The organism is Streptomyces sp. SM18 (genome assembly GCF_002910775.2).
Lineage (GTDB): Bacteria > Actinomycetota > Actinomycetes > Streptomycetales > Streptomycetaceae > Streptomyces > Streptomyces halstedii.
On the sequence record NZ_CP029342.1, the window covers coordinates 3,765,469 to 3,778,942 of the forward strand.

The 13,474-nt window shown below is 72.8% G+C and carries 10 protein-coding genes; 4 read left to right on the top strand and 6 right to left on the bottom strand.

Annotated features, from left to right (window positions below; genetic code table 11):
* Position 1 precedes the first annotated feature (1 nt).
* Together B9S64_RS16845 and B9S64_RS16850 are read left to right on the top strand one after the other, a co-directional pair.
* The gene (locus tag B9S64_RS16845; RefSeq protein WP_103490394.1) at positions 2-1,306 is read left to right on the top strand and encodes a bifunctional glycosyltransferase family 2/GtrA family protein; all 1,305 of its coding nucleotides are present in this window, start codon (positions 2-4) and stop codon (positions 1,304-1,306) included.
* Entirely contained in the window at positions 1,303-3,510 is a 2,208-nt protein-coding gene (locus tag B9S64_RS16850; RefSeq protein ID WP_103490395.1) for a glycosyltransferase family 39 protein, read from the top strand. The genes B9S64_RS16845 and B9S64_RS16850 overlap by 4 nt, the downstream gene beginning before the upstream one ends.
* Positions 3,511-3,539: 29 nt before the next feature.
* On the opposite strand, the gene B9S64_RS16855 is transcribed toward B9S64_RS16850, so the two are convergent.
* Positions 3,540-4,418 (bottom strand): endonuclease/exonuclease/phosphatase family protein, encoded by an 879-nt coding sequence (locus B9S64_RS16855; protein ID WP_181012222.1) that lies wholly within the window; start codon positions 4,416-4,418, stop codon positions 3,540-3,542.
* Positions 4,419-4,674: 256 nt separating this feature from the next.
* Between B9S64_RS16855 and B9S64_RS16860 the strand changes: the two genes are divergently transcribed.
* Together B9S64_RS16860 and B9S64_RS16865 are read left to right on the top strand one after the other, a co-directional pair.
* On the top strand, positions 4,675-6,258 hold the full coding sequence (locus tag B9S64_RS16860; RefSeq protein ID WP_103490396.1) for a DHA2 family efflux MFS transporter permease subunit: 1,584 nt from the start codon (positions 4,675-4,677) through the stop codon (positions 6,256-6,258).
* Positions 6,259-6,365: 107 nt separating this feature from the next.
* Complete coding sequence (locus B9S64_RS16865; protein ID WP_103490397.1) at positions 6,366-7,139, top strand: TetR/AcrR family transcriptional regulator; 774 nt, start codon at positions 6,366-6,368, stop codon at positions 7,137-7,139.
* A gap of 63 nt (positions 7,140-7,202) precedes the next feature.
* On the opposite strand, the gene B9S64_RS16870 is transcribed toward B9S64_RS16865, so the two are convergent.
* The 5 genes from B9S64_RS16870 to B9S64_RS16890 form a co-directional block, all read right to left on the bottom strand.
* Entirely contained in the window at positions 7,203-8,153 is a 951-nt protein-coding gene (locus tag B9S64_RS16870; RefSeq protein WP_103490398.1) for an NAD(P)-dependent oxidoreductase, read from the bottom strand.
* Between the two features lies 1 nt (position 8,154).
* On the bottom strand, positions 8,155-8,625 hold the full coding sequence (locus tag B9S64_RS16875) for a PPOX class F420-dependent oxidoreductase (RefSeq protein ID WP_103490399.1): 471 nt from the start codon (positions 8,623-8,625) through the stop codon (positions 8,155-8,157).
* A 194-nt stretch (positions 8,626-8,819) separates the two neighbouring features.
* The gene (locus B9S64_RS16880) at positions 8,820-9,635 is read right to left on the bottom strand and encodes a YceI family protein (protein ID WP_103490400.1); all 816 of its coding nucleotides are present in this window, start codon (positions 9,633-9,635) and stop codon (positions 8,820-8,822) included.
* A 181-nt stretch (positions 9,636-9,816) separates the two neighbouring features.
* On the bottom strand, positions 9,817-12,348 hold the full coding sequence (locus tag B9S64_RS16885; RefSeq protein ID WP_103490401.1) for an MFS transporter: 2,532 nt from the start codon (positions 12,346-12,348) through the stop codon (positions 9,817-9,819).
* A gap of 23 nt (positions 12,349-12,371) precedes the next feature.
* Entirely contained in the window at positions 12,372-12,884 is a 513-nt protein-coding gene (locus B9S64_RS16890) for a MarR family winged helix-turn-helix transcriptional regulator (RefSeq protein WP_103490402.1), read from the bottom strand.
* Positions 12,885-13,474: the final 590 nt, after the last annotated feature.

The window sequence follows — 13,474 nt, forward strand, 5'->3', positions numbered from 1 at the left end:
CATGCAAACCGACACCCCTTGGAGCACCTTGCCGGCCCGGGAACACCTCCTGGCCGCGGCGGTCGACACGGCCGGTGCTCCCGTACTCGACGTGGTCGTCCCCGTCTACAACGAGGAGAAGGACCTCGAACCCTGCGTGCTCCGGCTGCACGACCATCTGTCCAGCACCTTCCCCTACCGCTTCCGGATCACCGTCGCGGACAACGCGAGCACCGACCGCACGCCCCAGGTGGCGGCCCGGCTGGCGGCGGTGCTCCCGCAGGTGCGGTCCTACCGGCTGGAGGAGAAGGGCCGGGGGCGGGCCCTGCGCACGGTCTGGTCACACTCCGACGCCCCGGTCCTCGCCTACATGGACGTCGATCTCTCGACCGACCTCAACGCGCTCCTGCCCCTGGTCGCACCGCTGATCTCCGGACACTCGGACCTCGCCATCGGCTCGCGGCTGGCCCGTAGTTCGCGGGTGGTGCGGGGGTCGAAGCGGGAGTTCATCTCCCGGTCGTACAACCTCATCCTGCGCTCCTCGCTGGCCGCCCGGTTCAGCGACGCCCAGTGCGGGTTCAAGGCGATACGGCGGGAGGTCGCCGAGCGGCTGCTGCCGATGGTCGAGGACACCGGCTGGTTCTTCGACACCGAGATGCTGGTGCTCGCGGAGCGGGCCGGGCTGCGCATCCACGAGGTGCCGGTCGACTGGGTCGACGACCCCGACTCCACCGTGCACCTCGTGCGGACCGCCACGGACGACCTCAAGGGCGTCTGGCGGGTCGGCCGGGCCCTGGCCACCGGCGCGCTGCCGCTGGACCGGCTGGCACGGCCGTTCGGTGACGACCCGCGCGACCGTGCCGTACCGGGGGTGCCGGGCGGACTGGCCCGGCAGGTGGTCGGCTTCTGTGTGGTGGGCGTGCTCTCCACGCTCGTCTACCTCGCCCTGTACTCCCTCTTCCGGCTGGGCGCCGGTCCGCAGATCGCCAACGGCGCGGCCCTGCTGGTCTCCGCCGTCGCCAACACGGCGGCCAACCGGAGGCTCACCTTCGGGGTACGCGGGAGGGGCGGGTCCGTACGCCACCAGGCGCAGGGGCTCGTGGTCTTCGCCATCGGTCTCGCGCTCACCAGCGGTTCGCTCGCGGCGCTGGGGGCGGCCTCCGGGTCGCCGTCGCACGGGACGGAACTGGCCGTGCTGATCGCCGCGAACCTCGCGGCGACGGTGCTGCGGTTCCTGCTCTTCCGCGCCTGGGTCTTCCCCGACCGGCGCACCGGCCCCACCGGCGCCCGGCCGGGTGCCGCCACCGAACCGAGGGACGTGCGATGACCGCCGCCGCCACCCACTCCGATCCGCTCGCCGCACCACGGGCGAGGCACGGGCACGGCCGTTCCGCGCGGTCGCTGCCGCGACGCGTCTGGCGCGGCAGGCCCGAGGACCCGCGCTGGGCGCGGCCCGCGTTCCTCGCCCTGCTGCTGGTCATCGGACTCGCCTACCTGTGGAACCTCGGTGCCTCGGGGTACGCGAACTCCTTCTACTCCGCCGCCGTCCAGGCGGGCAGCCAGAGCTGGAAGGCCTTCTTCTTCGGCTCGCTGGACGCCGCGAACGCCATCACCGTGGACAAGCCCCCGGCCACGCTCTGGCCGATGGCCCTCTCGGTACGGATCTTCGGGCTGAGCTCCTGGGCGATCCTGGCCCCGCAGGTGGTGATGGGGGTCGCCACGGCCGGCGTCCTGTACGCGGCCGTACGCCGCCGCTTCGGCGCGGGCGCCGGGCTGATCGCCATGTCGGTCTTCGCGCTGACGCCGGTCGCCGCGCTGATGTTCCGGTTCAACAACCCGGACGCGCTCCTCGCCCTGCTGATGACGGTGACCGTCTACTGCGTGCTGCGGGCCCTGGAGGGCGGCCGGACGGCGTGGCTGGTGTGGGCGGGTGTCGCGGTGGGGCTCGCGTTCCTGTCGAAGACCTTGCAGGCGTTCCTGATCCTGCCGCCGCTGGCCCTGCTGTACGCGGTGTGCGCCCCGGTGTCCGTACGGAAGCGGTTGGGGCAGCTCGGGCTGTCCGCGCTGGCGGTGGTCGTCTCCGGCGGCTGGTGGGTGGCGCTCGTGGAGCTGTGGCCCGCGTCCTCCCGCCCGTACATCGGCGGCTCGCAGAACAACTCCTTCCTGGAACTCACCTTCGGCTACAACGGACTCGGCCGGATCAACGGTGAGGAGACCGGCAGCGTCGGTGGCGGTGGCGGTGGAGGCCAGGGGGGCGGCTGGGGCGAGACCGGCGTCGGCCGGATGTTCAACTCCGAGATCGGCGGCCAGATCTCCTGGCTGCTGCCCGCCGCGCTGCTGCTGCTCGTGGCCGGAATCCTCCTGACCTGGCGGGCGAAGCGGACCGACACCGCGCGGGCGGCGTTCCTCGCCTGGGGTGGTTCGCTGCTGATGACGGCCTTCGTCTTCAGCTTCATGGCGGGGATCTTCCACCAGTACTACACGGTGGCCCTGGCGCCCTACATCGCGGCGCTGATCGGCATGGGCGCCGCGGTCCTGTGGGAGGAGCGGTCCCGGTGGTGGGCGGGGGCCGCCCTCGGCGGGACGGTCGCGGTGACGGCCGTGTGGGCGTACGTCCTGCTGGGGCGCACCCCGGACTACCTCCCCTGGCTGCGCTGGGCCGTGCTGACCGGCGGGGCGGTGGCCGCGGTGGGGCTGCTGCTCGCCGCACGGCTTGGGCGGGCGTTGCTGCTGGGTGTGGTGGGGCTGGGGCTGGCCGCGTCGCTGGCCGGGCCGACGGCGTACACGCTCAGCACGCTGAACACCGGGCACCAGGGCTCCATCGTCACCGCCGGACCGTCCGGCGCGAGCATGGGCGGACCTGGTGGCGGCCGGGGCGGCGGGCCCGGTGGGGGAGGCGGGCAGCCGCCCGGCCAGGGCACCGGACAGGGCGGTCCGGGCCAGTCGCCGGGCAACGCCCAGGGCACCCCGCCCGGCGGCCAGGGCCAGACCGGCCAGGGCCAGGACGGGCGCGGCCAAGACGACCAGAGCCAGACCCAGCAAGGCCAGAACCAGCAAGGCCAGGCGCCCGGGGGCGGCACGCGGGGGACCGGTGGCATGCCCGGCGGTGGCATGGGCGAAGGCGGCCCCGGCGGGGGAGGCGGCGGAATGGCCGGCCTGCTCGGCGGTTCGTCCGTCAGCTCGGAGGCCACGACGCTGCTCGGCCAGGACGCCGACGCCTACACCTGGGTCGCCGCGGCCGTCGGCTCGCAGAACGCCGCGAGTTACCAACTCGCCACCGGTGACCCCGTGATGGCGATCGGCGGCTTCAACGGCAGCGACCCGTCACCCACGCTCGCCCAGTTCAAGCAGTACGTGACGGACGGGAAGATCCACTACTTCGTGTCGGGAGGCGGCATGGGCGGCGGTGGCGGCATGGGCTCCGACGGCACCTCGTCCCAGATCTCGGCCTGGGTGGAGGAGAACTTCACGGAGGTCACCGCGGGAAGCGCGACCTTCTACGACCTCACCCGGCCGGTGAGCGGCTCCTGAGGGCCGGCCCGCCGGGGAGGGGGCCGCCCTCAGGCACCGTTCCCACGCAGCAGTTCCAGATCGGCGACGAGCGGGCGGTGGTCCGAGGCGAGGGTCTCGGCCACCGCCGCTCCGCGTATCCGTACGGCTCCGGCCCCCGGCCCGCCCCCCTTCGACACCGCGACGAAGTCGATCCGGTTCACCGGGTCCTGGGCGGGGAACGTCGGCGCTGCGGGGTCGGCGTCCGCCAGCTCCCGCCAGAGCGGGGCCAGTTCGGGTGCGTCAGGGGTCGCGTTGAAGTCGCCCAGCAGGATCTTGTGACCCCGGTCCTCCCCCATGATCCGCCGGGTCTCGGCGACCTGGGCGATCCGTACGGACGGGTCGGAGCGGTAGTCCAGATGCGTCACGTACACACGCACCGGCAGCCCCCGCACCCGTAGCAGGACCTCCCCGAAGCCCGGAGCGGGCGCCGGTACCGGGTCCGGGTCCTGGGTGGACAGCCGGGTGATCTCGTGGTTCTCGGCGGCCAGGATCCGGTGGCGGGACAGCACCGCGACGCCGAACTCACGCCGGGGTTCGCCCACCGCCACCGGGTCGAGGCTGTAGATCGGCGCGAACGACACCCGCATGTGCAGCCGTTCGGCGAGCTCGGTGGCCAGGTCGCGCCACTCGCTGCGCGCGCCCCAGTGCGCGTCCACCTCCTGGAGCCCGATCACATCCGCGTGCAGCGCGCGGAGTTGGGCCACCTGCCGGTCCAGGTCGAAGACGTTGTCCATGCCCGCCCCGGCGTGGATGTTGTACGTGGCGACCCGGAGCGGCACGGAACGGCCCCGGCCCGCGCCCTCGACGGCCCCCGCCGGCGGCGCGAACGCCGTCGCCGTGAGACCCGCCGCGATCAGTACGCCCACCGTGCGACGCCGCAGAGACATGTCACTCCACTCATCCACCGGCCGCCGGACGGCCGCCCGGCGCGCGCCGGGAGAGCTACCCGCGACGGGCTCGCCGGTAAACGAGTTGTACGGCGTACACGGTTGCCATACGGTGTATGGGAATCTCTCGTACAGCGTACAGGAATACCTGGGGCCCCCGGAGCACCCAGGGCGTACGAGAGCGCCCGGGGCACCCGGACCGCCTGGGCGCCCAGCGTGTCGAAGGCGCCCAGCGCGCCCATGATCAGGAGCCGCCATGACAGCCACCGCCGCCGAGCGACACGACCTCGCCCCTGGGGGCGGCCATCCCCAGCGCTGGCTGATCCTCGGTGTCATCTGCCTCGCCCAGCTCACCGTGCTGCTGGACAACACCGTCCTCAACGTCGCGATCCCGTCGCTCACCAGGGAGTTGGGCGCCTCCACCGCCGATGTGCAGTGGATGATCAACGCCTATTCGCTCGTCCAGTCGGGTCTGCTGCTCACGGCGGGCAGCGCCTCCGACCGCTACGGCCGCAAGAAGATGCTGGTGATCGGGCTCGTCCTGTTCGGCATCGGTTCACTGGTGGCCGGACTCGCCCAGTCCTCCGGGCAGTTGATCGCCGCCCGCGCCGGCATGGGGGTCGGGGGCGCGCTGTTGCTGACGACGACCCTCGCCGTCGTGGTCCAGATCTTCGACGCCACCGAACGCGTCAAGGCGATCGGTATCTGGTCCACCGTCAGCTCGCTCGGTTTCGCGGCGGGCCCGCTGCTCGGCGGGGTGATGCTCGACCACTTCTGGTGGGGCGCGATCTTCCTGGTCAACATTCCCGTGGCGGTGATCGGCCTGGTCGCCGTGGTGCGCCTCGTCCCGGAGTTCAAGAACGCCCAGGGCGACCGGCCCGACCTGGTGGGTGCCCTGCTCTCCACCGTGGGGATGGCCGCGCTCGTCTACGCGATCATCTCCGGCCCCGGGCACGGCTGGACTTCCGTACACGTCCTGCTGACCGCCTTCACGGGGGTCGCCGTCCTGGCCGGATTCGTCCTGTGGGAGCTGCACATCCCGTACCCGATGCTGGACATGCGCTTCTTCCGGAACCAGACGTTCGTCGGCGCGGTCGCGGGCTCGATCCTCGTCGCCTTCGGCATGGGCGGCTCGCTCTTCCTGCTCACCCAGCATCTGCAGTTCGTGCTCGGATACGGCCCGCTGGAGGCGGGGCTGCGCACCGCCCCGCTGGCGCTCACCGTGATCGTGCTCAACCTCGCGGGGCTCGGTGCCCGCCTGGTACCGAAGCTGGGGACGCCCGTCACCATCGCCGCCGGGATGAGCCTGCTGGCCGCCGGACTCGCGGCCGTCGCCCTGCTCGGGCGGCACACGTACGGCGGCATGCTGTCCGGCCTGGTCGTCATGGGGGCGGGCATCGCCCTCGCCATGCCCGCCATGGCCAACGCGATCATGAGCGCCATCCCACCGGAGCGGGCGGGCACCGGCGCCGGGGTCAACGGCACGCTGGCCGAGTTCGGCAACGGCCTCGGCGTCGCCGTGCTCGGCGCCGTACTGAACTCGCGGTTCGCCACCCTCGTCCCCGCCGCCGTAGGGGCGGCCTCGCTGCCCGCCGCGCTCGCCGCCGCACGGGGCGAGGGGGAACGCCGGCGGATCACCGAGGCCTTCGCCGACGGGCTGGCGGCCAGTCAGCTGGTGGGGGCGGCGGCCGTCCTGGCGGGCGGACTGACGGCGGCCGTGCTGCTGCGCCGGGCGGAGCGCGCCCAGGCGACCGCGGCACCGGCACACGCACCGGCACCGGATCCGAATCCGGCACCGGCGGCGGCACCGACGGACCCGGGGCCTGAGCAGCGGGCATAGCATCGGAACCGGCACAGGGCCGTACGCCGGGTGCCCACCACGGCGTACGGCACCCGTGGAGACGGACGCCCGTCATGTCCGTACCGTCGGCAGGAGGAGAGCGCGCCATGGGATCCGCGGCAGACCGTGCGAAGAGCCCCGCGCGGGTCAGCGTGTGGCTGGACCGGCGCACGCCGACGCGTCACCGCAAGGCCGACCAGCCGGCCGGCCTCGACCGGGACAGGATCACCGCGGCGAGCGTCCGGCTGCTGGACGCCGAGGGGCTCACGAAGTTCTCCATGCGCCGCCTCGCTGCGGAACTGGACGTCACGGCGATGTCCCTCTACTGGTACGTGGACACCAAGGACGACCTGCTGGAACTGGCCCTCGACACGGTGTACGGCGAGATCCCGCCGCCCCGCGAGGACGCCGACTGGCGTGACCGGCTGCGCGAACTGGCCACCAGCTACCGCACCATGCTGGTCGCGCACGTCTGGGCGTCCGCGCTCGCCGGGAGGTACCTCAACGTCGGCCCCCACGCGATGCTGTTCTCCTACGCGGTCCAGGACGTCGTCCGGGCCACCGGACTGCCCCTGGAGAGCCAGACGGGCGCCATGTCCGCCGTCCTCCAGTTCGTGTACGGATTCGGCACCCAGGAAGGCCACCTCGTACGGCGTGCCAAGGACGCCGGTCTCAGCCAGGACGCGTTCTACCGGCAGGCGATCGACGCGGTCAGGGCGGATCCGCGGCTCAGGCGGATCGTCGAGCCCTCCGAGGCGATCATGGACGCCCGTGGCGGCACCACCGTGGAGGAGATGCGGGAGCGGGACTTCCTGTTCGCCCTCGACCTGCTCATCGCCGGCATCGAGGCCATGTGCGCCCGGGAGGCGGGCCGCCGGTAGGGGGGGGCTGTACGGCCGCGTGGGACCGCCCGTCGGAGCCGCCCCGCCGGCCCGCCCGCCGCGTCAGTAGCCGCGCCCGGTGTCCACCGCCAGCGCCGGGGTACGCCCCCGCGCCACCGCCTCCCAGCAGGCCCCGAAGTCCGTGACGACGTCCTCGTCGGTGGTGATGCCGGCGGAGTGCGACGTGACGACGGTGCGCGGCAGCCGCCAGACGCGGTCCTCCGGGCCCGGCGGCTCCTCGGGCAGCACGTCCAGGACGGCCCGGCGCACCCTTCCGTCGCGCAGCGCGGCCTCCAGCGCGTCCAGGTCCACCGAGGCGCCCCTGCCGACGTTGACGAACGAGGCCCCCCGCAGCGCGGCGAACCGCTCGGCGCCGAAGAACCCCTCGGTGGCCCCGGTCAGCGGCAGCGTGGAGACCACCCAGCGCGCGGCGGCCAGTTCCTCCGCCTCCTGGGTGCTCCCGGCCGCCACGACCCGGTCGAAGCCGGGCGCGTCCCCCGGGGTGCGGCGGACCCCCACCGTGCGCACCGAGCAGGCCCGCAGCAGTGCGGCGACCGCGGAGCCGATCCGTCCGGTGCCGTGCACGACGGCGGTCCCTCCGGCGACGAGCGAGGACGGGAGGCGCTGCCACACGGCACGGGCGTGCTGGGCGGTGTGCTCCGGGACCGACTGGCACTCGGCGAGCATCCAGCCCAGCACGTACTGCGCGATGCGCTCGCCCATCCGGCCCACGGTCCGTGTCAGCAGGGCCCCTTCGGGCCAGGGACCGGCGGCGAGGAGGGCGTCCGTGCCCGCGTTGACGCTGTGGAACCAGACCAGCCGCCCGGCCCGCGGTGCGTCGGGCAGGGTGCCCCCGACGTACACGAAGGGCCCGTCCGGCACGGTGCCGGACGCCTGCTCCACCGGGCGCCCGGTGATTCCCTCCAGCGCGCGGACCACGGACGCCTCGACGTCCGGGGCGGCCAGCACCCGGGCACGGGCGAGCACATCGGGCGCCGGTACCGCCCCGGTCACCTCAGCCGCCGTCGGTCAGCCGGGCGGGGAAGCCGCCGGTGGCGATCGGGCCCCAGCGTTCCGGGGTGACGCGGATGATCGACTTCCCTTGCCTGACCATGGCCGCCCGGTACTCGTCCCAGTCCGGGTGCTCCCCCGAGATGTTCCGGAAGTACGTGACGAGCGGCTCGACCGAGTCCGGTGCGTCGAGCACCTCGGCCGAGCCGTCGATCTGGACCCAGGGGCCGTCCCACTCGTCCGACAGGACGATCACGCTGACCCGCTCGTCCCGCCTGGCGTTGCGGGTCTTGGCGCGCTCGGGATACGTGGACACGACGATCCGGCCCGCGTCGTCCACGCCGCAGGTCAGCGGGGACCCCTGGGGCCGTCCGTCGGACCGGGTCGTCAGCAGGATCGCACGGTGCCGGGGACGGACGAAGTCCAGCAGCTCCCCGAGCTCGACGGTGGTGTTGGTCGCGGTGTTCGGTGCCATGGGGCCCACCCTAGGGGCTGCCCCGTGACCCCTGGCGGGCGCACGACGACAGCTACGGCACCTCGCCGCGTTGTCAGAACGTCCGCATACATCCAGTATGCGGACGTCCCTCCGCCTTGCGATGCACCGCATCTGACGCCGTGCGCTGATTCACCACGGATCACGGGGCAGCCCCCAGGGGCTGCCCCGGGCGGTCAGGCCGGGAACGAATCGCCCTGCACGGCCTGGATGTCCAGCTCCACCCGCAGCGTCGTGCCGATCGCGGAGATGCCCGCCTGCACGACCTGGTTGTAGTTCATGGCGAAGTCGTCCCGGCGCAGTTCGGCGGTGGCGTGGAAGGCCGCCCGCACACCGCCCCAGGGGTCCGGGCCGGTGCCCAGGTAGGTGAGGTCGAGATCGATGTCCCGGGCCACTCCGCGCATGGTGAGGACGCCGTGCACCGTCCAGCGGTCGGGCCCGGCCGGGGTCAGGGCGCGGGAGACGTAGGTGATCTCCGGGTACCGCTCCGCGTCCAGGAAGTCCGCCGACCGCAGGTGCTTGTCCCGCATCCCGTTGCCGGTGTCGATGCTGTCCGCGGCGATGGAGGCCTCCACCCGTGACCGCTGGACGTCCTCGGAGACGTCGATCCGGCCGCTGAACTCGGTGAACCGGCCGTGCACGCTGGAGATCCCCAGGTGCCGCGCGACCGCGGCCACCGTGGAGTGCGCCGGGTCCAGCGACCAGGCGCCCGGCGGCGGCAGCTCCACCCCGCCCTGCCGGGCCAGCACCACGGTGCCGGCCTCGACGCGGCCACTGGCCGTGACGAGGGCGGTGGAGGCGGCGGGGGCGTACCCGACCGCCGTGACGATCACCGTGTACGCGCCGGCCGGCAGGAGAGCGTCGGTACGCACGGCCCCGTCCTCGTCGGCGGCGGCCCGGACCACCTGGGTGCCCGTCATGTCGGTCACCGTCACGACCGCGTGCTGGACGGCCCAGCCGTCCCGCGTGCGTACGTGTGCTCGAAGTCCCATCCCGATCCTTCTCCTTGCTCACTCACTCGGTGACCCAACGGCTCCATGAGCCGGGCCCCGGGCGGGGACGGCAGGCCGTCCCCTGCCCGCCGTTCCCGCCACGGGGCCCGTTTCCACCGGCGGACACAGCCTCTCCGCTCGAAGCGCTGTGCCGCCAGGGGTCTGTGTGGATGTTCCGTGCCTACTCGCCCGGGTGGGCGAGCTCGATGTCGTGGCCGTCGATCCCGCCGCCGGTCACGGTCAGCGAGCCGGCCACCGGCGGATAACCGGTCGCGATCAGCGAGTACTCGCCGGCGTCCAGGTCGGTGAAGGCGTAGACGCCGTCCTCCCCGGTCGTCGAGGTGGCGACCACGTTGCCCGCCGCGTCGATCAGCGTGACGCGGGCGTCGGCCAGCGGAGCCGGGTCGGAACCGGCCCGGACGACACCGCGCACCAGAGCACCGGCCCGCAGGGCCACGTCGGCCCGGGTGACACCCTGGCCGCCGATCTCCACGGGCAGCGCCAGCGGGCGGAAGCCGGCGGCGGTCACGGCGACCGTCACCGCGCCGGGGACCAGCTCGCCGAAGGCGAACTCGCCCGCCCCGTCCGAGACGCCGGTGGCCAGGACGTCACCGCGCACGTCGGTCACCACGACCATCGCGCCCCCGACCGGCACCCCGCCCTCGGCGGTCCGCACGGTCCCGGCGAGCCCGCTCGTACCGGCGAGCAGGATGTCGTAGGCCAGCGGCTCCTCGCCGACGACCACGGTGGACGCCTGCGGCTGGAAGCCGTCCGCTGAGGCGATCAGGACGTAGCTGCCGGCGCCCGGGGCGTCCAGCACGTACGCGCCGTCTGCCTGCGCGACGGACCGGCCCAGCTGCCGGCCGTCCAGCGAGATCAGGGTGACGGCGGCCCGGGCGACGGCCGCGCCCTCCGCGCCGCGGACCACACCGCGCACCGGGGTGCCGCCCTGGAGCGCGGCGGGCGCGTCCAGGACCGGCAGGGACCGAGGGGCGTCCTGGACGACGTCGGCCGAGGGGAGCCCGGCCGACGCCTCGGCGAAGGCGGCGGCGGGCGCGCCGACGGTGACCTCGACCGGCCGGTCGGCGGGCACCTCGGCGGGCACCTCGGACGTGACCGGGGCCTTGTCGTTCCCGGCGCTGGTCTTCAGGGCGACCTCCTTGATGAAGAGGGTCAGCAGGAAGGCGAGGAGCGCGGCCGGTGCGGCGTACAGGAAGACGTCGGCGACACCGTGGCCGTACGCCGCCTCCATGACCGTGCGGAACGGTGCCGGGAGCTTGTCCAGGTCGGGGATGCCCCCGCCGCCGGTACCGCCGTGGCCGAAGGCCGCACCCTCGGGACCGAGATCGGCGAGGCCGTCCTTGACGTACCGGGTGACGCGGTTGCCCAGGACGGCGCCCAGCGCCGAGACGCCGATCGCACCACCGAGGGAACGGAAGAACGTGACGACCGAGCTGGCGGCGCCGAGGTCGGCCGGGGCCACCTGGTTCTGCGTGGCGAGGACCAGGTTCTGCATCATCATGCCGATGCCGAGACCCATCACGAACATGAAGACCGCGATGTGCCAGTACTCGGTGTCGTACCGGATGGTGCCGAGCATCCCGAGACCCGCGGTGAGCAGGAAACCACCGCTGACCAGCCAGGCCTTCCAGCGGCCCGTCTTGGTGATGATCTGGCCCGAGAGGGTCGAGGAGAGGAAGAGGCCGGCGATCATCGGGATGGTCATGACGCCGGACATCGTCGGTGACTTGCCCCGTGCCAGCTGGAAGTACTGGCTGAAGAAGACGGTGCCCGCGAACATCCCGATACCGACGAACAGCGAGGCCGCCGAGGCCAGGGTGATGGTGCGGTTCCGGAAGAGGCGCAGCGGGATGATCGGCTCACTGGCCCGGGACTCGACGAAGACGAAGATCAGCGCGAGCAGTGCGGCGCCCACGACCATGACGACCGTCTGCCAGGACATCCAGTCGTACTTGTCGCCCGCGAAGGTCACCCACAGGAGCAGCAGGGAGACGGCGGCGCTGATGAAGAACGCGCCCCACCAGTCGACCTTGACCTCACGCTTGACGACCGGGAGCTTCAGGGTCTTCTGGAGCACGATCAGGGCGATGACCGCGAACGGCACACCCACGTAGAAGCACCAGCGCCAGCCCATCCAGCTGGTGTCGGTGATGACGCCGCCGAGCAGCGGACCGCCGACGGTGGCGACGGCGAAGACCGCGCCGAGGTAACCGCTGTAGCGCCCGCGCTCGCGCGGGGAGATCATCGCGGCCATCACGATCTGGGCGAGGGCGGAGAGACCGCCGACGCCGATGCCCTGCACGACACGGCAGACGATGAGCATGCCGCTGCTGGTCGAGAGGCCGGCCACTATCGAGCCGGCCACGTAGATGATCAGGGCTATCTGGACCAGCAGCTTCTTGCTGAACAGGTCGGCGAGCTTGCCCCACAGGGGGGTGGTGGCGGTCATGGCCAGCAGCGAGGCCGTGACGACCCAGGTGTACGCGCTCTGGCCGCCGCCGAGGTCGGAGATGATCTCCGGCAGGGCGTTGGAAACGACCGTCGACGACAGGATCGCGACGAACATGCCGAGCAGCAGCCCGGTCAGTGCTTCCATGATCTGCCGGTGTGTCATCGGCGTGCCTGCGGGGGCTTCGGGGGCCCCGTGCTTGGCGTGGCCGCCCCGCACACCGGATGGTGTGGTCGTAGCCATGGAGTTCCTTGTCTTTGCTTCTGTTACACGGGTGTACGGGTGTACGAGTCGTCGGAGTGCCCGGCGCGGCAGTCGCCGCTGTGCCTCCCGGGGGCGCATCCACCGGGGCCTCGGCAGGCGAAACTGTCACGCAGCCGGGACAGCAACGTGTTGAGCCGGCCCACGTCTTCGTCGGACCAGTCGATGAGGTTCTGGGCGAACATCTCGGTCGTCCGCCGGCTCAGGTCGTCGAGGAGGTCCTCGCCCGCGGGGGTCAGTCGCAGGATGCGGGACCGTCTGTCACTCGGGTCCGCGAGCCGTTCAACCCAGCCGTTCTCCACGGCGTGAGCCACATGACGGCTGGTCACGGACATGTCCACGGCCAGGAGTTCGGTCAGTCGCGTGATGCGCATCTCGCCGTACCGGCTCAGCAGCGTCAGCACGGATGCCGAGCCACCGGGGCATTCGGCGGGCAGGATGCGGGCGAGTCCCCGCTTGACGGCTCCGACGGCGCTGAGCTGCCGGGCCAGTTCCTCGTACTGGCTCCGTGCGGCCACCGGCCCTCCAGAGATCTCACAGGTCATCTTGTTGCTTAGGGCAACGATAGAAGCCGTTGGTTGCCCCAGGCAAACGGAATGGGCCTTGCAGAAGTAAAGGAACGCAAAAGCCTCCGTAGGGTCCCGGTCAAGCCCCCAGCGCACAGCGGGCGCGTGGTCGTACGTGTGTTCCTCGGCACACGCGGGGCGCCCGCGCGGGGCGCGCGGAGCCCGCCCGTAGCGCGCGGGCGGACACGTGGCTCGGGCGCCGGTGCGCACACGGTCCTGGGGGCACGGGGTCCGGTGTGAACCGCGCTTCCGGCGCGCGCCGGGCGGGATCCGTGCCACCCGGGCCCGCCCGGCGCGTGGGTCCGTGCCTGCGGGGCGTACGGGCGATGCTCATCGGGAGCACTCCGGCAGCCGTCCTGTGCGCGGCCCGGCGCCTGTCGGGCGAGCGGTCGGTGCCCGTGCGCCAGGCGGGGAGGTCCGCCGACGGCTGCCCGTCGCCGCTCGCGCACGTGGTCGGCCCGGTCGGCCGGCACGCGCGTCCCGCGTCCGCCTGTACGTACGCCGGGGCGCGTGCTTCGGTTCCTCCGGGCAGGCGGCCCGCG